This is a genomic window from Bacillus sp. SRB_331 (assembly GCF_003264175.1).
GTDB classification, from domain to species: Bacteria; Bacillota; Bacilli; order Bacillales; family Bacillaceae_G; genus Bacillus_A; species Bacillus_A mycoides.
This window is the reverse complement of record NZ_NADV01000002.1, coordinates 23,188-42,837: the sequence shown is the minus strand read 5'-3', so window position 1 is coordinate 42,837 and position 19,650 is coordinate 23,188. Positions and strand designations below refer to the sequence as shown.

The 19,650-nt window shown below is 32.7% G+C and carries 20 protein-coding genes and 1 pseudogene; 6 read left to right on the top strand and 15 right to left on the bottom strand.

The window, feature by feature from the left end:
• From B5P42_RS01655 to B5P42_RS01610, 11 genes are all read right to left on the bottom strand, one after another.
• Positions 1–730, bottom strand: a 730-nt coding sequence (locus B5P42_RS01655; RefSeq protein ID WP_258397389.1) for a hemagglutinin, incomplete at its 3' end; no start/stop codon positions are given.
• 15 nt (positions 731–745) lie between these two features.
• Positions 746–1,831, bottom strand: coding sequence for a hypothetical protein (locus B5P42_RS01650; RefSeq protein ID WP_113733494.1), 1,086 nt, complete (start codon positions 1,829–1,831; stop codon positions 746–748).
• Between the two features lie 103 nt (positions 1,832–1,934).
• Positions 1,935–2,237 carry a hypothetical protein gene (locus tag B5P42_RS01645; RefSeq protein ID WP_002193594.1) on the bottom strand — a complete coding sequence of 101 codons (303 nt, stop codon included), beginning with the start codon at positions 2,235–2,237 and terminating at the stop codon, positions 1,935–1,937.
• 31 nt (positions 2,238–2,268) lie between these two features.
• On the bottom strand, positions 2,269–2,493 hold the full coding sequence (locus B5P42_RS01640) for a hypothetical protein (RefSeq protein WP_002166630.1): 225 nt from the start codon (positions 2,491–2,493) through the stop codon (positions 2,269–2,271).
• A 29-nt stretch (positions 2,494–2,522) separates the two neighbouring features.
• Entirely contained in the window at positions 2,523–2,966 is a 444-nt protein-coding gene (locus tag B5P42_RS01635; protein WP_113733493.1) for a hypothetical protein, read from the bottom strand.
• A 561-nt stretch (positions 2,967–3,527) separates the two neighbouring features.
• A complete protein-coding gene (locus B5P42_RS01630) occupies positions 3,528–3,776 on the bottom strand; it encodes a hypothetical protein (RefSeq protein ID WP_113733492.1) in 249 nt (82 codons plus the stop codon).
• A 103-nt stretch (positions 3,777–3,879) separates the two neighbouring features.
• A complete protein-coding gene (locus B5P42_RS01625; RefSeq protein ID WP_113733491.1) occupies positions 3,880–4,455 on the bottom strand; it encodes a TraM recognition domain-containing protein in 576 nt (191 codons plus the stop codon).
• Between the two features lie 40 nt (positions 4,456–4,495).
• Entirely contained in the window at positions 4,496–4,954 is a 459-nt protein-coding gene (locus tag B5P42_RS01620; protein ID WP_113733490.1) for a type IV secretory system conjugative DNA transfer family protein, read from the bottom strand.
• 25 nt (positions 4,955–4,979) lie between these two features.
• On the bottom strand, positions 4,980–5,111 hold the full coding sequence (locus B5P42_RS32460; RefSeq protein ID WP_258397387.1) for a hypothetical protein: 132 nt from the start codon (positions 5,109–5,111) through the stop codon (positions 4,980–4,982).
• A gap of 18 nt (positions 5,112–5,129) precedes the next feature.
• On the bottom strand, positions 5,130–7,385 hold the full coding sequence (locus B5P42_RS01615; RefSeq protein WP_113733489.1) for a thioester domain-containing protein: 2,256 nt from the start codon (positions 7,383–7,385) through the stop codon (positions 5,130–5,132).
• 153 nt (positions 7,386–7,538) lie between these two features.
• Positions 7,539–7,748 carry a helix-turn-helix transcriptional regulator gene (locus tag B5P42_RS01610; RefSeq protein ID WP_113733488.1) on the bottom strand — a complete coding sequence of 70 codons (210 nt, stop codon included), beginning with the start codon at positions 7,746–7,748 and terminating at the stop codon, positions 7,539–7,541.
• Positions 7,749–7,859: 111 nt separating this feature from the next.
• Between B5P42_RS01610 and B5P42_RS01605 the strand changes: the two genes are divergently transcribed.
• The gene (locus tag B5P42_RS01605; RefSeq protein ID WP_002187884.1) at positions 7,860–8,204 is read left to right on the top strand and encodes a helix-turn-helix domain-containing protein; all 345 of its coding nucleotides are present in this window, start codon (positions 7,860–7,862) and stop codon (positions 8,202–8,204) included.
• Positions 8,205–8,527: 323 nt separating this feature from the next.
• On the opposite strand, the gene B5P42_RS32455 is transcribed toward B5P42_RS01605, so the two are convergent.
• Entirely contained in the window at positions 8,528–8,656 is a 129-nt protein-coding gene (locus B5P42_RS32455) for a hypothetical protein (protein WP_258397385.1), read from the bottom strand.
• 11 nt (positions 8,657–8,667) lie between these two features.
• Entirely contained in the window at positions 8,668–9,798 is a 1,131-nt protein-coding gene (locus B5P42_RS01600; RefSeq protein WP_113733487.1) for an AimR family lysis-lysogeny pheromone receptor, read from the bottom strand.
• 520 nt (positions 9,799–10,318) lie between these two features.
• Here B5P42_RS01600 and B5P42_RS01595 point away from each other — a divergent pair.
• The 5 genes and pseudogenes from B5P42_RS01595 (at position 10,319) to B5P42_RS01570 (ending at position 17,588) form a co-directional block, all read left to right on the top strand.
• Complete coding sequence (locus B5P42_RS01595; protein WP_113733486.1) at positions 10,319–11,287, top strand: Replicase RepFR55; 969 nt, start codon at positions 10,319–10,321, stop codon at positions 11,285–11,287.
• A gap of 1,179 nt (positions 11,288–12,466) precedes the next feature.
• Positions 12,467–13,021, top strand: a complete 555-nt coding sequence (locus B5P42_RS01590) for a MerR family transcriptional regulator (RefSeq protein ID WP_113733485.1) — start codon at positions 12,467–12,469, stop codon at positions 13,019–13,021.
• 1,531 nt (positions 13,022–14,552) lie between these two features.
• Positions 14,553–15,029: pseudogene (locus B5P42_RS01585) on the top strand (ASCH domain-containing protein).
• A gap of 932 nt (positions 15,030–15,961) precedes the next feature.
• Positions 15,962–17,149 carry a ParM/StbA family protein gene (locus tag B5P42_RS01575; protein WP_113733484.1) on the top strand — a complete coding sequence of 396 codons (1,188 nt, stop codon included), beginning with the start codon at positions 15,962–15,964 and terminating at the stop codon, positions 17,147–17,149.
• A gap of 1 nt (position 17,150) precedes the next feature.
• Positions 17,151–17,588, top strand: a complete 438-nt coding sequence (locus B5P42_RS01570; RefSeq protein ID WP_113733483.1) for a hypothetical protein — start codon at positions 17,151–17,153, stop codon at positions 17,586–17,588.
• A gap of 97 nt (positions 17,589–17,685) precedes the next feature.
• Here B5P42_RS01570 and B5P42_RS01565 read toward each other — a convergent pair whose 3' ends face one another.
• Both B5P42_RS01565 and B5P42_RS01560 read right to left on the bottom strand, forming a co-directional pair.
• The gene (locus B5P42_RS01565; protein ID WP_113733482.1) at positions 17,686–18,345 is read right to left on the bottom strand and encodes a YrrS family protein; all 660 of its coding nucleotides are present in this window, start codon (positions 18,343–18,345) and stop codon (positions 17,686–17,688) included.
• Positions 18,346–18,583: 238 nt separating this feature from the next.
• A complete protein-coding gene (locus B5P42_RS01560) occupies positions 18,584–19,018 on the bottom strand; it encodes a sodium:proton symporter (protein ID WP_113733481.1) in 435 nt (144 codons plus the stop codon).
• Positions 19,019–19,650: the final 632 nt, after the last annotated feature.

The window sequence follows — 19,650 nt, the reverse complement described above, 5'->3', positions numbered from 1 at the left end:
CCGTTGGCGGATCTACTGGCGGATCTACCGGCGGTTTTGGTTTCTCTGGATCCGTTGGTGGATCTACTGGCGGATCTACCGGTGGTTTTGGTTTCTCTGGATCCGTTGGTGGATCTACTGGCGGATCTACCGGCGGTTTTGGTTTCTCTGGTTCTGTTGGTTTCGGTTTTTCTGTCCCTGTATTTTCCGTATTACCATTCTCCCCCTCCGGTGTAACTGGTGGAAGAATATCTCCTATACTCGCTACTGAAGAATCAATATTTTGATCGCCAAACGCAAAATGATCTCCGTTCAGGGTTACTTGTGGTTTATTATCTGTAATAGCTGCAATCACATTATCTTTTGTCGTATCTTGAAGTGTTTTATCTGTTGTTTCTTTATCAAAGAGTGCAAGAACACGAGAAGTGGTTTCATCTCCATTTTGAAGATTACTTACAATGGATTTTTCTTTGAAATTAATTTTTGATTTATCAATCTCATCTAGTACATAAGCAACTTCATTATCTTTACTTTGAATTGCGTTCTCTGTAATTGCTTCGAAATCTTGTTTGTTCAGATTTTCTTTCTTTTCCTCCGGCTTATTCTTATCTACCTTTTTTGTAATAGCTGGTTTACTTTTTGATGATTCCTTGCTTCCAGACCAACTGCACCCTGTAGTACTCAATATCAATGAACCACCAAGAAAAACAATTCCCATTTTTTTGTACAGATTCTCATAATTTAATGGCATGTTATTTTTTCCCCCTTAGATGTCCTTTAGATCTTTATCAATTTTTTCAATCTTAGTTTTCTTTTCCTCTTCACTTATCGTAGATTGTTGAACATCTCGTTTTTCTAATTCTTTGACCTCTTTCATCAAGTTTTTATTTCCTTGTGTTTTGGCAAAAGAATAACACTCTTCATATTTTTTTAGATTTACAAAAGCTTCAACGATGAGCTTTTCACGTCTACCATCCATATTGACTTTCCCTTTAAGCTTGATTACCTCCTCATATTTCTTATTAAGCGCTGCCTTTTCAAAGTCGATTACATCATTTTTGACATCAATTTCATTGATTTTATTCATGTTGTCTATCCCGATAAAATAAGCAACCACACTTTCTGCAAATTTCGGCTCATATTGTAATGCCTTATTTGCCCTTCCATTTAATAAATAAGTAAATAAAACTGCCTTCTGACTATCTTTATCTAATTCTGTGTAATTGACCTTATCAAAGTATTTAACGGCTTCTCCATACTGTTGAATGGCTGCCTGTTGTAATCCTTTTACTACATATTGTTCCGAGCCAGCATTTGCACTCGAAACTGGCTCGGAAGAGAATAATTTAAAGGCAAATATGGCACCAGCTCCAATTAACACCACACTTCCTATAACACTCGCAATCATCTTGAATCCTTTTCTATTTTCCTTTCCAGGCTTTACTTGTGTTTTCACTTCATCCGATGGACTATAGGAGGGTTCCTCCTTTCTTTCTGATAATTCTTCTTGATATTCATATTCTTCATGAAAAGGAGAATCATTGATTTCCCTTTCTAACGTTTCTAACAGCTCCTTCTTTTGTTCCTCTTGTTCTGGATCTAATTGCATCACATTCATTTTTTTAGAAATGTGATCAAAAATATGATTTGCATATCTTGAACCCAGTGATAAAGTACCGTTATAGATTTCATTAGAATGACCATCTATCAAGTCAAAATCAATATGTTCTTGCCGCCCTTCTTCTCTATAAACACGTTCTAATCGTTTGGTTAAGGTATAAGCTTCATGAAACGAATATTGCTTACCAGACTCAATTTCTGTTCCATTACTACTTTTAAAAATGACAAACATGGCTTCTCCTTTCTCACATTTACTTTAAATCCCATGAAAAAAGGCAACAAAAAAAGCCATACCCTTTGCATAGCTTCCTCATTGCCCTATTCATATTCATTCACTATTTCATCCAAAGAAATGGAAATAAGATTTGACCAAATTTAACATTACTATTTACGCTCTCTGCTAAGTATTGGCATCCCATTACGATAACGAGTCCGGCCGCCCCACCAATAAACCACCAAATACATTTATGTCTTCCACGCTCACCGCCCCAGATTAAAAGATAAGCGCCCCAACAAAAAACAATTGCTGTACTCACCATTGCCCCTCTTTGCATCCAAGTAATAAATGAATTACCCGTATTAATTAGACCATCCATCGCATCACCTAACACTAACATTTGAGCAATTGTTTCAAACATATACACTCACTCCCTTTTCATATTTAGATTCTTATACATTACTAAGCTGACTTGACTCATTCGGCTTGCTGTCTTCTTTTACTTCTGTTGGTGTTGCCTTATAAGCTTGTAAAGCTTTCATTACTAAATCTTGATTTTCTTCAATACATTTCTGATGATGTAAATGAAGCCAATGGTTATAATCCTGACCATTGGCTTTTAATAGATTTGCTACCATTTCTTTTTCCTTTTTTAACTCTTTTTGTGTAATCGCCACTGTATCACCACCTTTCAATGATTATGTGATTACTTCTGATATTGATCTTTGCACTTTTGAACAAAATAGGTAACTTCTTTTTCAAGTTCGGACTCTTTGAACTTAGAGAAATCAATATCTTTTTTCAGTTTTCCTTTTTCATAATAAGCCAGAGAATCTCTTCGTTGTGATAATCCCCAATCGTGAGGATTACTTGAACCTGGAATGTCCTCACGATTTTCATTCAATCCTCTTACCTGAATCTTTTCCTTTTCAGCTATTTTCTTCACAAGAAAAATCCAATCATCACTATGTCTCATATTAGAGTTCAACATAATAAAACCTGTTCCATCCTCACTCATAAACTTCTTCATTTCTAAAGGACTAAGTTCCATTACTTCCCCTTTTCCAGAGCTAAAGACAAATGCTGAACTAATACCAATTGCAATTAACAGTCCAACAACAGCGGAAATGATCCACCCTTTACGACTCATGCATGTTCCTCCCTATGCCATATTTTTTAAAGCGATTTTGAAGTGTGATGAGACACATTTTAACTTCAACATCCGTCTTTATTTTATAACATTTATAGGAAAGTGGGATAGAAAATGGAAATATCATTTATGGCTGGAATGACGAACCCTGTATTAGCATGCGTATAGATACTAACCCCGACCTAGCTTCTATATGCCCAATACCGCACTACGTATTTTGGCGTGAACGTAGAACCTTATGTATCTACTGTTTGTAATGTTCGTCGCTTCTTCAGAATGTCAACATGGGATATTCCTCACGATTACTGAAACAAACAGATCTTTGATACAATGCATTTCCCAGTGGTCACAGATGAGTTTTACGATCTTACTCATCAAACGATAATCGTATACCTACCCCCTCTAGTGACCTTTTGAAGGGAGGCACGCATATATACTGGCCGTATATCATCCTTCTACATCATTACTTTAAGGAAGAAAGACATACGCAATATATATCTAAATTGTCAAAGAGCAAATTACTTTGTGCTATGTTCTCAGCACACTTCAAAATCGCTTTTTTTATTTACATTTTTGTTTTACAGCTACTAATTCCGCTTGCTTATGTTTCCGTTTTGCAATTAAATTTTGATGTTCATCTCTAACCGAGCGCACTTGATAATAAATTTGAGCTACCTTTTCAATGCTTCCTGTGGTATTTTCAATTGCGATGGCACCTTTCAGTTCGTATGTTTTCCCATCAAAAGTTTTGACACTATGAGCTTGTGATGCGGCAATATCATAGAATGTGAGCCTTTGTTCTTTTCCCATATGAACTCCTCCTATTTTTGATAAAGAAGGGAGAAAAGCGCCTCTCCCTTGTCTAGTTTTCTAGCCATCTAGATAAGATGAAATAGTGAACGAGTGCTTTATATCATGCTAGGATTGTTGTGTTGTACGAAGTGATAATGCGTTGTGCTGCCTCTTTTCCATATATCTGCTGTAATGCGGATTGAGATTCAACTACGATTGAATGATGAATGTGGTAAGTTGCGCTATCTTTTAAAAACTGCTCCATATGAGGGATCGGGTACAAATCATATTGATGAAATACCAGGTGAATTGGTCTTATATTCTTGCATTCTGTTAGATACAGAAGAAAACTTGATAATGCTTCTCCTCTATCTTGATACGTACTTGTTTCCGTTTCTACACTGATATACACAACCGCTTTTTGCTTTATATCCATTTGAAGCGTTTCATAACCAGCCAGTAAATCATGTTTGAGTATGTGATACCCTTGCTCTTGTTTCCCTTTGTATGTGTCTTCAAAAAAGATACCTTTCGGATCAAAAATGAAAATAAAATCATCGTTTGTTTCATTTACACCTTCTATGACCGATTTATAAGCCCCAAATCGAGCTTTTATCACACCTGCAATCTTTTTCCTTTCATTCATCTCTTTCAACGCTCTAATCACCTTTGTATACTTCTTAGCTACGCCTAGCATGTGTTGCACTCCTTCCTATTTCATTTTCCTCTTATGACTACTACTGAAACCAAAAATACTCTTTTTGTTCCACTTGCTTTTCACGTTGATGTTTTTCAAGAATGTATAGCAATGTGATAGTTATCGCATCCCTTGTTTCTTTTGAATAAAGACCTAGCTCATGGAAGATTTGATAAGCTGGATGCTCATTCTCAAGCGAATGTACTACTTCTACCAAGTTCGCTTCACTCTCATATATTTTTTCCGTGAACTCAATAACTTTTTTCACATCTAAGTAATATAGGTTTTTATGTCGTTGATTCAGATACAAAATACTTCCTGCCAATAATTTTGTAGCGGATTCTATCCAATAATCATGTTGCTTTAATGGTCTAATTACAGTTTGAGCGATTGAAATTGCTTGCATCAATTCTTCAGGCAACCAAGCACTCTTGCGCCGCATAACGCCTTCCCCAAGTTTCCCTAAATTTTTCATTTTACCGACGTAGATTTCTGACATCTCATTTCATCTCCCTCTCGGTATCTTATATCTTGCTCCCTATCCAAAAAACAAATGTCCAAATGGGAATTACGAGTATACATGCATTACGAAATCCAATAGCAAAACCAAGCGGATTTTCATCTGTTTTACTAAAATGAGCTTGATATTTTGTCATATACTCTTAGTCCTTTCTTTATTGAGCTTTCTTGCGGTTTCTTACTGCAAATACGGCTCCAATTAAGCCAAGTGCGACACATACAAGACCGACCCATTTTATGTATGGATTTTCGGCTTTACCGCCTGTTGTCGGAAGATAAGTTTCGATTTTCTTTGGTGTTTGTTCTAGTTGTGGTTTCATAACAATCTGTTGTGGTTTCTCTAATTGTGGTATGACAGGTTTTTCCGTTACTTTTGGTTGTTCCGGTACCTGTGGTTGTGGCGCTTCTGGTTGCTCTGGTTTTTGTGGTTGTTCTGGTTGTGGTGTCTCTGGTGTAGGTGGTGTCGGTTTCTTCTGGTCCTTCACCGTATGCTTAATGATTTGACCATCCTCTTTAATTTCAAAAGAGAATATTTCTTCATTTAGTAAATATCCTTCTGGTGCGAATGTTTCTTTATATGTGTACTTTCCATATGGAAGCTTAAATTTCGCTATGCCGTTTTGATCCGTTTTTCCTTTTACAACTTCTTCATTTTTTTCGTTAAAAATGGTAAATTCAGCATTGGGAAGCTTATTGTTACCATCCGCAATATCTACCTTGCTAATCTCCAACTCTCCTATGATGTTCCTATTTTCCGCTGTTAGCATGACTGCCTTTCCTTGTTCAGAGATACTAAAAGGAATAGATTCTTTCGTTAACACATAGCCAATTGGTGCTTGCTTCTCAATAAATGAATATGCTCCAAATGGTAAGTCTTTTACTTCAACCAAACCATTTTTATCACTTTTGTGTTCGCTAATTTTCTTTCCTTTACTATCTTGAAGAATGAACACCGCACCTTCTAATTTTTTATCTGGATTCTCTCCATCTACTTTTAGAAGTTGCACGTTTCCTTTTACTTCTTTATTTTCAACCGTAAATGTCAGTGTTTTTCCTTGTTCTTTGATCTCGAATGGATATTTTGTTTGATTAAGAAGATATCCTTCTACCCCTTTTGTCTCAGCAAAATAATACTTACCATATGGAAGATCCTTCACTTGTGCAATCCCTTGTTCATTTGTAGTTGTTTTTGTGATTTCTTTTCCCTCTGCTGTATACACTGTGAACTCAACTTTTGGAAGAGTTTTTCCGCTATCACTTAATTTCTTAATCTCAATGTTTCCTTTTACTTTTACGTTTTGTACTGTAATCGTAGCAACCTCGCCTGTTTTTACTTCAATCTGTTGTGGCTGCCCATTCAATACATAACCAGTAGGTGATTTTACCTCTTTAAGAGTATAAGTTCCGATTTCTAAACCAGAAAGGCTTGCTGAACCTTGCTCATTGGTAGTAATCGTGCCCATCTTTTTGTTTGCACTGTTGAATACTTCAAATACTGCACCCTGTAGCAATTCTTTTTGCTCTCCTACTTTTATAACTTTCAATCCACCAAGTGATTTCCAGTTTAATTGTAGATCGGCACTCACTTTTTCCTCACTTTTTTCTAAAAGGACTGTTGCATCTTGGACTTTATCAGTTCCTTGATAAGCGACTGCCTGCAAATTAGATAGATTGGATGTTACTTTTAAGGTAAAGTTACCTGTTTGAGAGGATTTCGGTATCAAAATACGGAATTGTTCTCCTAAATTGAATTGTTGTTTTTCTTCACCTTTTGTTGAAACAACTTTCGTTCCATTCGGTGCATTAGCTAGTTGAACTGTAAACACACCGTTCTTAGCATTACTTTCAATTTGATACACTGTCGTTTCAAAGTACTCACCGTTTAACTTTGCTTCTTGATTGTCTGTTGGTGTTACATTCATGTACATGTCTTGTGTTTCCTGGCTTGCATTCGCACCATTAATAATGGTTTTTACGACTTTAGCAACATTTCCGTTGCGATGCTGAACTTCGTTAATGTCAATTTGACCTAACGCTGCCCAAACACTAAGCTGTGTCGCATAATGCGCCTCTTTCCAGTCAGAAACTCCTAATTCTTCTGGACTCTTTTGCGGATATCCATTTAGAAGAACTCGGTACACAACATCGTCTGTGCGCCCCATCTCTGGAAGGTCATTACCGTTTGGACTTAATTTCCCATACGTTAAGCAATACGCAATTTGCCCATTCGTATTCTTCAATAATTCTGTCCGTAGGTCTTTCCCGTACATGGGACTGAAACTCCAATTCATTTCGTATTTCTCACGATTAATGACTTCAGCACTCGCTTTCGTAAGTGGAAATACAAAATTTAAGACAATTAGAAGTATACTCATGACAATGAGTAACGTTTGATACGATCGTTTCAACATACTAACAGCTCCCTCAAATGATATGCAGTTTTCAAAGAACTATTTAAATCAGAATTTTCTGATTTAAAAACTTAAAAAATAACAATAAAATTGTACCTTTTTTACATGGTTCATTTACAATATAAATGTATAATTATTTTTTGTGAAAATAGTTTATTCCAACTTTGCTCGATAGTAAGTTGCAAAAAATATGTTCTCAATTGGTTCTTCAAAAAAATCCGCAATGCTTTTTGCCCTGCTAAAAATTAAACCTTTTCTCCCTGATTCTACATCGTATAAAGTACTTGTAGGAATTTTGGAACCCTTTGAAACTTCTTTAATTGTATAACCCTTTGACTCACGAATTTCTCTTAGAACTGCCAAATATCTCCCCCCTTTTTTTACAGTTTATTAGTCTTTAAGCCGAAAGTCAACACTGAACATGTTAACTTTTTTAAATTTTAACATAAATATAGTTATAAGGAGCTAAAAACCATGTTTGGAAAAAGATTAAGAGAATTAAGAAACAAAAAAAATATGAGCGCTACCGCTCTTGGAAAAGCATTAGGGATTGCTCAAACAACAATTTCCAATTGGGAAAATTCAGGAGCTGAGCCAAATTATGAAATGCTAGTAAAAATCTCACGCTTTTTTGGTGTATCAGTTGACTATTTAGTTGGAAATGACGGTGATTCTAATAAAAATGAAATAAGTAGATTAGCAAAAGAATTATATGAGGACCTTAATTCAGTCTCCGAAGATGAACGTCAAGAAATAGAAAAAGGATTATTAGAGTACATAGAGTTCCTTGGGTATAAAGTAAAAAAAACAAAGAAATAAATCCTTTGCCTTTTAATTTGCTCTCTTTCTTAGACTAGATTTTGAATTTTTATTTTGCTGTATATAAGTTTGTAATTTACTATGTAGTTCAACATAATTACTTGTTTGTGACAACACTGATACCAAGAAATCGTAATCAACTCGTTTACATATATTTTTCTTTTTCATCAAATAGGCACTCTCCTGTAAAATGGATTTTCTTTTATAAATTCCTATTTTTACGCATTAGTGGAACGAAACATTAAAAATTGCCAACAAATGTTCCACCCCTTAAACAACAAATGACACTACAATTTTTGTAGTGTCATCTTTTAACAAGCCTATCACCCAGCACCGCCACCAGGATCTACCATCATATATTGAATGATTTTAGCAATACTCCCTTGTATGGGGAGCATTGCTAATGCTGTTATTGTAATTAGCAAATAAGTTTTCTTTGTCCAATTTTTCACTTGTACCACTCCTACTTCAATTTTAGTACATTTTTAGGAAGTTCTGCATAGAACAAGTCGTTATTTCTCTCAAATGCCAATAATGCTTCTCTCATTAAATTCATATCATCTCTTGCAAGAGCCTGAATGAAAACTTGTAACGGTGTCAAGAAACCATTTTTCCTTTTGATTTCTTCAATAAGATTATCTGCTTGTTGATTCAGACCCCTTTTGACATACAAATATGCAAGTTCTGCCGGATTTTTTGGTTCTATATTATCTAGATTCTTTTCAAGATGTATGTTAAGAAAATCTAGAGTTGTTTGTATCATTTGTTTCTTCTTGAACATCTTTTTGTTATTTGGGGATATCATAAGTTGCAATCCTTTATCCAAGTAGTACTTAGATAATTCATAATCGCTTAGTATATATGTTTCACCCATGATACAGCATGCTGTTGCTTTTGGTATTAAAGCTACTCTCCCTTGTCTAACAATCATTTCATTACATAATTCTCTTGCCTTTTCCAGCTCGTTATTCCTATGATAACTTGTAGCAAGCAATTCCATAGTTCGTAATTCATAAGAAGAACGTAAAAATGGATTTTTCAAATTTTTAATTTGTGATAATAAATCATTTGTATATTCACTTACTAAATTATAATTTCGATAATCAAAAAAAGCGTAGATTAGTGAAAAATCCATTGGGATTTTGCTAATATCATCTGTACTCTTTCTTTGTTCCATTTTCTTTTTTACTGTTTTTAAAAAAGTTTGCGGATTTATTTTTCCAGCATTTCTTAAATGAAGTAATTCATAAGCATTTGCAAATTTACGATTCAGTATATTGTTAGATTCTTTTTCCTTATCAATTAAATACTGTAATACATCTAATTCTCCACACATATCTAAATATTCAAAAGCAACTCTCAAATTCACTTTACGCTTTGCTTTTTCACAATATTTCAGTACTTCCGTTTTCCTAAAATTATAATCATGTGGGTATAACATATTCAATATTTCAGTGTAAATATAAAAATCAAACTCCCTTTTCCTGGTAAATGACTCATTTATTTTAGAATGACTGGTATCAAACATTTCTGCAAGCTGTCTATTAGTAATACCTTTATCATTTAGATCTTTATGGATTTTTTCTAGAATCATGGTATATCCTCACATCCTCTTGAAATGCTAATGTATGGGAAAATACATACGTATAGAATATTCTGTAAATATATTCTACCAGAAATTAGTGAAACTTTCGTTCCAATATACATTTTTCTATATTTCTATATAAATTTCAGAATTTTCAATAAAAATAACGCGTTTTCTTATTCAACTTCTAACCTATTCTTAGTTGATATTTCAAAAAACTATGTGTAAAATAGTTTACAAGGACATTATTAATTACCTATATTAAAAACGGTTCAATTAATGATACTATTATTAAGTTTATATAAAAAAATAAAACCCCACCGCACGGTTTTTAATTAGTCTAGGTCGGCAAACTTCGAACTAATTAAAAACTCCTCTGGATAGGGTTTTAAATTCACATTATAAATATATGTGTTTTTCTTTAATGTCATACTTGATGTTAAAATTATACCATAAGTTGCATACAATGTGAATATAAAACCTCTGTTTTCCTGTTTATTTGTGGTGGGAAAATTAGGAGGTTTTTTCTGTGTTATTACACAACTTTTTGCTCAGTCGAGCAAAAGCCGAATTAAGTCCCCACATCAATCACCTATCAAAAAAAACCGGGGCTATTAATCAATCAATTAAGAAAGTTATTACTTACATTGATAATATAGTCCTAGAATATGAGGGTGTTACTACGAAGGATTACCTCACAAAACGTAAATATGAAGCTTTAGAAACAGTTTTATCGTACCTAGTACAAGAAGGATATTCCCAAGTAAAGCAAGATCACATCAGCAAAAAATCAGGTATTTCAAAACCTGTCATTAACTACGTGTTAACATGGCTGCAAGATTTGGGAGTATGCCAACAAATTAAAGTACGAAGACATGGTAAGATTGCCCCTTCAATTTACATTTTAACCATTCATAACAACTATTTAAAAATCATTGAATACTTCAAGATAAAATGGGCTGTAGCAATTGATGTGTGCTCTACTTTCACTGAATTTCTAAGTAAAAAGCTCTTTAAGAAGACTGTTGTAGCCAATCACGGAGATATAAAGAAAGATATACAAGTCTCGTCTAATTCTATAGATATTTTCAGCGCAAACAAACAAGCAAAATCAAATACGTATTGTGAATTAAAAGAAAAGAATAACAGATTACAAGATTTGGACGACTATCTAAGTGAGGATCAGAGAAAGGCTTATTACTATATTTTAAGCCAAGAACTAAATCACCTTAGTGAAAAGGATGCATACACAATTGCTTTAAGAATGACACCTTATATCGACCGCTATACTAGATGGGATTTTGAAGAATGTGTGCAATGGTTCCAATACAATAAAGCTCAAAATAGCAATCCTGCACATTTTATAAAAATGTTTGGGCAAAAATCTAAACAAAACTGGGAACGAAGAAATCAAAACGCATTAGAAAAGAAATCCCTGCATGGTTTAAATATAAAAAGAGAATTTGTTTTCTATAATTTTTTAGAAGAGAGTAACTAAATTTAAAAAATCATACTCGTATGTAGCCTTGCTTAAAAAAATCAACCATAGCAAGGCTATTTGTCATATCCTCTTATAAAAAGTCATAAACTTGCTATTTTTCGACACAAGAAACTTCAAAATACAAATCATCTTATAGAATTTTTTTATGAAGTTCCAGGCAATCCACGTATACAGTTAACCATAATATATTTATAGTTAGCTCTTCTTTAACTATCAAATTAAACTTGAAATTTACTAAGAGAAAATGCTGAATAGCTTGCTAGAGTAAGTTTAAAAGCATCATTATTTATTCTAATGTCTTTATTGGTTTTACTTTTTAAAACAAGATTTATTTAATATAGCATTCTGGAATTCTTTCTGTTTTGTCTAATTTTAAGGAATCCGATTCAACTTGCAAAATATATAAATTATTATGTAGATGCCTGTAATCAGCTTCCCTAAAATTTGATAAAATTCTATTCATTTCAAATGGAATCTATGGGAATGTCTCCCCTTCCTCCCCCACTTCTAAAGAATATTATAATAATATCAATAGCTATTGAATGCATTTTAAAAAGATAGGCCATACTAAAAAACGTAAACTATTAAATATAGCCTTGTAGCATTATTTTCATTTAAGATTAAATACCTCAAATACTTTGTAGATTATATAAAAGTTATAACACTCTATAAGCCATTTTGAGGAACAAAAATTTCATTACAAGTACCCCTAGTTTAAATTGAATATTATTATTTACTAGTAAAACGCTATTTAAACGCATAGCGTTCAATACATACCTATTAACTTTTCCCATATTTTGAATTAAAAGAATATTAAATAGATACTAATTCTATTAATGAAAACTTTGATTCTTGCACATATATCTAGTAAAATTCTTATATTAGAAATAAACTTTTAATAATAAAATTTTAAGTAATTCTTTAGTTATTGTATTTTCTACTAAATATCTTTTCACTTCTAAAGGTGAACGTTATCAAAACGGATAAACTTTAGAATTTAATTAACATTAATACTAGATACATAGACTAATCTGACACACAAGTAGCTGCACTGAAAACATTTTAAAGGTAGTAAAGCTTCTTACCGAGTGGTCCAATAAAGATTTTTATTATTAGAGGAATGATCCTTCTAATAAAGAAAGAATATCTAACACACAAATAATGGAGGTGTGAAGTTTGGAATATGGATATTTTGCACAAGAAGTAGCAAAGCAACTGGATATAAACACTAATACACTTCGTAGATGGTCAATTGAACTAGAAAAAATGGAGTACATATTTGAAAGAAATGAACGTAACCAACGAATTTATTATGAAAATGATATAGATATTTTAAAACAAATGAAGGAATACCTAAATCAAAACTGGAAATTAGAAGAGGCCGCTACACGAAGCATGGAGACAATCGAAGAAAACGTCCCAAAAACGGATAGTGTTCAGGAAGAAAATGAAACTGAAGTAACACTTCAGAAACGTTCACAAACAGATATTTCAATAATTCAAGATAAGTTTTCCTATATGTTTAACCAGCAAGAAAAAATTGTACAACAAAACCAAGATATTATTAATTTATTATTACAAGAACGCTCAGAAAAGGAAGAAAAAGATGTACAAATCCAGTTACTACAGGAAAAACTGGATAAAGCCATTCAATTGTTAAATGAAGATCGCCAAGAACAACAAGATAACAGTAAACAAACGTTCATTCAACGTTTGTTCAATCGAAACTAATTGGGCGATTTTCTTTTAAACACATTTCCCAATTAATAAAAAGAAAGCGGTAATTACCGCTTTCTTTTTATTTTTTAAATCATCTTCACAATGCTAAATATACGTTATTAAAAAGAATTCCTCTTATGTCTGTCTTTAATACCTATTTAACTTCAAAAGTAAAACGTATATTTACTAATATACATCTAACTAATACTCATCAAAAGTTCATTACTTTTTTACTAAGGTTCATACATATCGCCTAAGTATAATAAAGAGAAGATAACTTAATTTCAATTATAATATTATTAGTTGAAAAAGCAAAAAAAACCTGTCTTTTTCTCAACCTTTTTTTAATTACTTTTCTTAATTCAAACATATCAAAGCTATCTTAATCCTTTGATATCAAAAGAAAGAACGCACCATAAACGCCTAGCGTTCACGATCAATTTTAGTTTTTATACACTTCAATTTTATATAGTTATTCCTCAACTCGAATTTAAATTTAATTTTGTATGAAATTTAGAGTATTACTTTCAATTTTATTGCGTTTAAGGCAATTCCACCATTTCAACAATTAGAAGTATTTATATATTTCTTTGGCCTTACCTATGAATCCTAAAGATCCTCGATTTTAATTAATATCAATGTTTTGATCATTATTTTCGAAATCATCAAAATTTCATCGATTTTTCGGGAAGCTTGGTTAGGCTCTGTAACGCCTTAACTTTTTAATATTTTCATATTATATAATTAAAGCAAGAATGCCTTAACCCCATAAAACAATGGTTTTAACGGATTATGAACGCATAGCGTTCACGTTTATTAGAACGTTAATTTACCACTTCACAAGCGTTCATTCTATATTTATTTTAATCTTGTTGTAATGAAATTATATATTGAATACTTAAATTACGCTTCTTTATTACAAATATAGAATGATAGCTTATTTTAAATGAAACTACAAATTTAAAATAGCATGCCCTAAATTTCAAAAACAAAGCTTTCTTGATCCTCAACTTTCAGCTTTATCAGCAAATCTTTTATCATTATCTCTAAGCAATCTTAGTACAAGTCGCATTCCTCTAAATAAATGAGCTCCCATAAACGTTGATATGAAAGGGATAGTCGCTACAAAAACGGATAGCGTTTACGTAATCTTAAACACTAAAATAACACTTTGATAACGTTTATGCCTTAGGAGGTTTAATTACATTCTCTAAAACATCACATTCTCTTGAAAATATTAAACTTTCAGATCCAACTAACTACTTTATTTACTAAAAAATGAATTCTAACTTAAATAATTGAGTTGGTTCATATACAAATTACTCGCTCTAATTAATGCTTTCATTATTACTTTTGAACACTATAACTTAAGCGGTCTATCAGTTATTACACTAAATCTAGAGGATCATGCCGAATGTTATTATGTAAACTGTGAACTCACATTATATACATGGATCAAAGAAAGCAAAACATCCTAAATTAATATATTTGATGGCTTACATGTTCTTCTAAAATATTGACAGATAATAGGGATGAGTGACTAATGTCAGTTAATAAGATAGGAGAATATTGGCATATGTACGCGAGAGAAAATGAGTTAAACATAAGTGTTCCAGATGCATGGATGTTTGGAGATGGTTCCAAGGACATGGGAGATGAATTAGGAAGTTTAGTTGTTAAAGGAATCAAAACAGGAACATGCGCTGCACATTGTGTTTACGGGCTTGAAGGAGAAGAAATTCAAAAAGTTGGTCAGTACGATATTGTATTGGATGGAGACAATAATCGATTAGCAATTATAAAATATATAGAGATTGATTTTTAAAAAATGAATGAAGTAACAAGTAATTTTTCCAGATCTGAGGGTACAGGTGATTTAAGCTATGATTATTGGTATAGTGAGCATGTTGAATTTTTCACTTTGGAATTATGCCAGTATGGACTTACTTTTGCTCTAGACTTATTGCTAGTTTGTCAAACGTTTAGGGTAATGGATGTTTTTGAACTACTCACCACTTAACGTCCCTACGGTGAGAACATAAGTATCTTGTACGTTGACTCACCACACTACCTACTTTGGCTTGGTTTTCGCAACTTCGGCAAGCGTGGGTCGATCGTTGAAAATTTTACGGTTGCAACGTTTTTCTGCAACCAACCTCATATCTTCAGTTTTCGAAGAGCAATCTGTACAAGTAAATGATAGCAAACATGTTGGCCTATGCCAACCGACATTCATCTCCCACCTAAAATTGGTGTTTCACACCTTCACATTTTTGAGGAAGGAGTTTTTTGTCGGAGAACGATAAATTGAAATCCAAACATGCTTTATTCTAGCTATACATATACAAGAAACAGGCTATAAAAATCCGATTTTATAGCCTGTTTTTAAACAACTATTTTCTTTTTCAAACAACTTTATTATTCGTTAACAAAAACCTTATAAACGTTGTTATTAAAGGGAGAAACGCCATGATAACGTATAGCGTTTATGTATTATTAAACACCAAATTAACACTTCGATAACGTTTGGCTGTTAGCGGATTTAAATACATCCTCGAAAACTTCAAATTCTCTTAAATTCTAACTTTAATTCCTAAGAATATCTTAAAGGAATTCATTCAACGCATATAGAAAACTTCTCCAAGGTTTATATAAATTCCTTACAAAACATACAATTAACTGAAAAAACAATCAATCCAACAAACGAACTGAACTTAGTTCTAATAAATATAAAATGAATTTCTGTTTTATATTTATTTTATATAAAACCTTAATTAATCAACTCTAAAATTCAAATTAACTCAATTAAATATTATTTTTATATCTAAATTATATCTAATTGATATTTAATTAAGGTTAATTCCTTTCAAAACCTTGTAATCACTCTAATTTTAAGTTATAATATATTTATTAAATATAAATAAAAAATAAATTTTATAGAGGTGATGTATAATGAAGGATTTAAAAGGGAAAACTCTTCATATAGACATTGAAGGCGATATTGGGAACGATTCTTTTAAAGGTTACATTAATGGTGAATACATAAAAATGAAAAACGTATATCAAAGCGTTTACTCAATGCCAAATGTAACAGAAACAAACACTCAAAAAAATGTGATTAATCTAGTAGACAATATGTTTGTAAATATTGCTAGTAAATCAATTAGAAGATCTGGTATGTACTTTATTGGTAATCGAGCGATGCTAACAGGGAAGAACCCAAAAAACATGAACATTAAAGTAGGTCAAAAATATAACGATGATTTGCCGTTAATTAATATGCTAGGACTAATTGCAAATAAATCCGTTCAGCTTGAGTGGGAAAGAACTGAACAACTACCACAATCAATTAATGTGAATGTTGATCTTATTTCAGCTATTCCAGCAAGCCAATGGACACCAGTAAATGCAAAACACCTAGAGCAACGTTTTACTAATTCAAATCATGTTGTAGTTGTTTATGTAGGAGAAGAACAAGTAACAGTCAGCTTAACATTTAACAGTGCAAACATTACCCAGGAAGGCGTTCCTCCTTTATATGCAATCCTTGAAGGCGAAGAAGATATGTTTAGTGACTTTATTAAACTATATAAAGACAAACTTGGGGTAGAGACAGTTAAAAAATCATTCTTTAAGAACAAAAAAATCTTACATAGCGACATTGGAGATGGAACAACTGAGTATATATACACAGTTGGTGTAAATCCAGTCATTGATGCTTGTAGTGGAGAAAGACGTGGAGTTGGGCATGCTACAGAAGAAGCTGTTAAGCTATTAAACGAAGAACGTGGAACAAACATTAAACGCCAACAATTCTCACAAATCCTTCAAGATCCAGATCATAAATACTATGAAGAAGCAACTGGGTACTTTAATATTACAAAAGTGGAACAAGCTGAACTTATCTTAGAAGATACAAGTGAAAAGTATGTAAGCAATACAGCTAGTGAAGCTGAAATTTTATGTGTATACGGTGGGGGAAGTGTTACTTTTAAAGATGAGTTATATAATCAACTATTAGAGTATTGTGAGCAAGTTGGTATGTACTTATTATGGATACCAGAAAAATATGCTGTAGATATGAATGCTAGAGGGATGCAAGTAATCAAGAATATTCTTACTCGAAAAAAGGTGAGATAATATGGCTGACAAGAAAAGAGAATCTTTCTTTTGGAATCTCAAAAAAATTGAGAATGAGGAATTCTTTAAATGGTTTGAATCTCAAGGGAATATAGCAGATTCATTATATAAACTTGTCTGTTACTTCATTGATAAACATGGTTTACAAGATGTTGGTGATTATAAGATTCAACAACAAATGCAAAGAGAAATCTTACTTCAAGATAAAGACTTTTTAAATGAGGTTAAACGGGTCCTATTGAATGATTCAAATCTCATTATCAAAAATGATGACCAAAACAACCATAATGAGATTAAATCTCCTAATGAAGTAATTGGGACTCCTGAAGAGAGGCCCGATAATGAAGATGAAAAAAAAGAAGACGTTTCTAAATCTGAAACAAATGTTTTGAATGATGAATATGAAGATCTTGATACAGCAAGTTTATTTGGTAATTAGCGCTGTCAACATAACAAAAAGAGTCCTGATTGATAAGGACTCTTTTTTGAACTTTTACAAAAGTAAACTTTTAAACACCTAATTAAAATTCTATTATCTATTTTACCACTTGGACAGATACTGGCTTCCAACCCTGATTCTCTACCCAATCAATATCAACCTTATATTTTTTATTACTTTGCTTATCTCGTATATTACCGTAGGCTTTATTATTACCATTATTCCCAATAAAATCGAAAATCAATTGACTCTCTGGAACATCAACAGCATAAGAAATTGCTTCTTTCATCTCACTCCAATCTACTGTTCCTTCTTTAAATTTCATTTCAGGTTTTGCTCCTTGCTTTGTACCAATTGGCTTCCAAGAAGGATTAGTTTGAGAACCCTTTTCTTGAGATACCGATTTTTCTGCTTTTTGTTTCTCTTCTAACAGTGCTGCTTCTTTCTCTTCACGTTTCTTCTCTTCTAACAGTGCTGCTTCTTTCTCTTCACGTTTCTTTTCTTCTAACTGCGCTGCTTCTTTCTCTTCACGTTTCTTTTCTTCTAACTGCGCTGCTTCTTTCTCTTCACGTTTCTTCTCTTCTATCTTTGTTGCTTTCTTTTCTTGAGCAATTGCTTTCTTTGATGTATCAGAAGGGGAAAACAACTGGTATGTCACTATACCAACTGTCACTAATATCAAAGTAAATGCAATATTAAAAATCGCCTTTTGACGACGATTTTGTTGTTTTTCTTGAAACCTGCTTACTTGTCCCATTTTTCAAACCTCCGAGTTTATTTTCTCCTCTAATCTTTATGCATCATCCTTATAATTCTTAATATTTTGATTAAACAATGGGAATGAATTACAATTCCCATACAAGATTTCATATCATAATAAAATTTGTGTTGTTTCAAGCATCTGACATATGTTATTCAAAAATATTTTAATACATTAAAAATTGATAAGCATTTGTACGTAAGAAACCTTCAATTTTATTCAAAGGTGATTCCAATTACGTCCACATTAGATCTCCTGTAGAAATCTTTTTAACAATTAAGCCCCTTCTTCCCTTATTTATAATTTTCAAATTAAACTGCCCTCTATGGTACAATAAAGATGTGTTGTTTTCTAATGGGGTATGTCGTAAAATCAAAAGGGATTTTATCTCTTTTACCTTTTTTTCAGAGTAACTTTCACCACTAGGAAACTCTATTATTCCTAATGTAATCTTTAATTCGCTTTCATCAAAAATCCAATCCTTATTAAGTTCCCTTATCTTTTGTATAAAGCTTCTTTTGGTTTTTCCTATATAGATCAATGTTTCATTCTTAGCATATACTCTAGAGATTGCAAATATCCCCTTCTTAAAAGCTTCTTCTCTATTATAAAAATCATTTAAACTATACAATCCATACCATTTAATATGTACTGTTTCTATTAACCTCACCTCATTTTTAGATAATATTATAATTTCTGAGTGTTCGAATTATTGTGGATACATAGCCTTGATTACTTGAATTATAAATAGTGCTTTTCAATAATACATTTTATTCATGAATATGTACACATCTTCATGAATTTTCTATCATTTGTTTCGTCAAGTAGGACTCATCATTCTCTTCGTTCATTTTATCGTTCTGTGGTGGGGGAAGCCGTGTACAGGGGAGATAGCAACTCAGCCGGATGAGTGGGTTGCGCACAAAAAATTATCCGAAATTCATCGATGTCAATCCCCCCCAACCATGAAAATACCATAGGTTGTCCAGGCTGCAAGAAATCCGTACTATTAGTGAGACATCCCGGCCTAGCCAAGCTGGTGGACTACGATCTTTAAGAATCCTTTATGGAGAAAGGTTTCATTTGATGCACTTGCCTCCACCTTCGTCTATGTTCAACCACACTTTCTTAGTTTTGTAACGTTTGACGAGGTCGATTGTGGTGCCAGTTGTGTAAAAAGAACTCGTCTGTTGGCTATCATTCGCCTATAAGATTTAAGGTTTGTAAAAAGAAAAAGCCATTAAGCTTATGGTACGAAAATCCATTGTCAAACCGAGGCCAAGACTGAAAGACCATACGAGT

What these genes read in the sequence shown, in the direction of transcription:
- B5P42_RS01650 (WP_113733494.1), bottom strand. Translation starts at nt 1,831, where the DNA reads ATGTTTGTCATTTTTAAAAGTAGTAATGGAACAGAAATTGAGTCTGGT.
- B5P42_RS01600 (WP_113733487.1), bottom strand. Translation starts at nt 9,798, where the DNA reads ATGATTCTAGAAAAAATCCATAAAGATCTAAATGATAAAGGTATTACT.
- B5P42_RS32460 (WP_258397387.1), bottom strand. Translation starts at nt 5,111, where the DNA reads ATGACAAAATATCAAGCTCATTTTAGTAAAACAGATGAAAATCCGCTT.
- B5P42_RS01630 (WP_113733492.1), bottom strand. Translation starts at nt 3,776, where the DNA reads ATGGGAAAAGAACAAAGGCTCACATTCTATGATATTGCCGCATCACAA.
- B5P42_RS01575 (WP_113733484.1), top strand. Translation starts at nt 15,962, where the DNA reads ATGAAGGATTTAAAAGGGAAAACTCTTCATATAGACATTGAAGGCGAT.
- B5P42_RS01605 (WP_002187884.1), top strand. Translation starts at nt 7,860, where the DNA reads ATGTTTGGAAAAAGATTAAGAGAATTAAGAAACAAAAAAAATATGAGC.
- B5P42_RS01635 (WP_113733493.1), bottom strand. Translation starts at nt 2,966, where the DNA reads ATGAGTCGTAAAGGGTGGATCATTTCCGCTGTTGTTGGACTGTTAATT.
- B5P42_RS01645 (WP_002193594.1), bottom strand. Translation starts at nt 2,237, where the DNA reads ATGTTTGAAACAATTGCTCAAATGTTAGTGTTAGGTGATGCGATGGAT.
- B5P42_RS01625 (WP_113733491.1), bottom strand. Translation starts at nt 4,455, where the DNA reads ATGCTAGGCGTAGCTAAGAAGTATACAAAGGTGATTAGAGCGTTGAAA.
- B5P42_RS01620 (WP_113733490.1), bottom strand. Translation starts at nt 4,954, where the DNA reads ATGTCAGAAATCTACGTCGGTAAAATGAAAAATTTAGGGAAACTTGGG.
- B5P42_RS01565 (WP_113733482.1), bottom strand. Translation starts at nt 18,345, where the DNA reads ATGGGACAAGTAAGCAGGTTTCAAGAAAAACAACAAAATCGTCGTCAA.
- B5P42_RS01570 (WP_113733483.1), top strand. Translation starts at nt 17,151, where the DNA reads ATGGCTGACAAGAAAAGAGAATCTTTCTTTTGGAATCTCAAAAAAATT.
- B5P42_RS01615 (WP_113733489.1), bottom strand. Translation starts at nt 7,385, where the DNA reads ATGTTGAAACGATCGTATCAAACGTTACTCATTGTCATGAGTATACTT.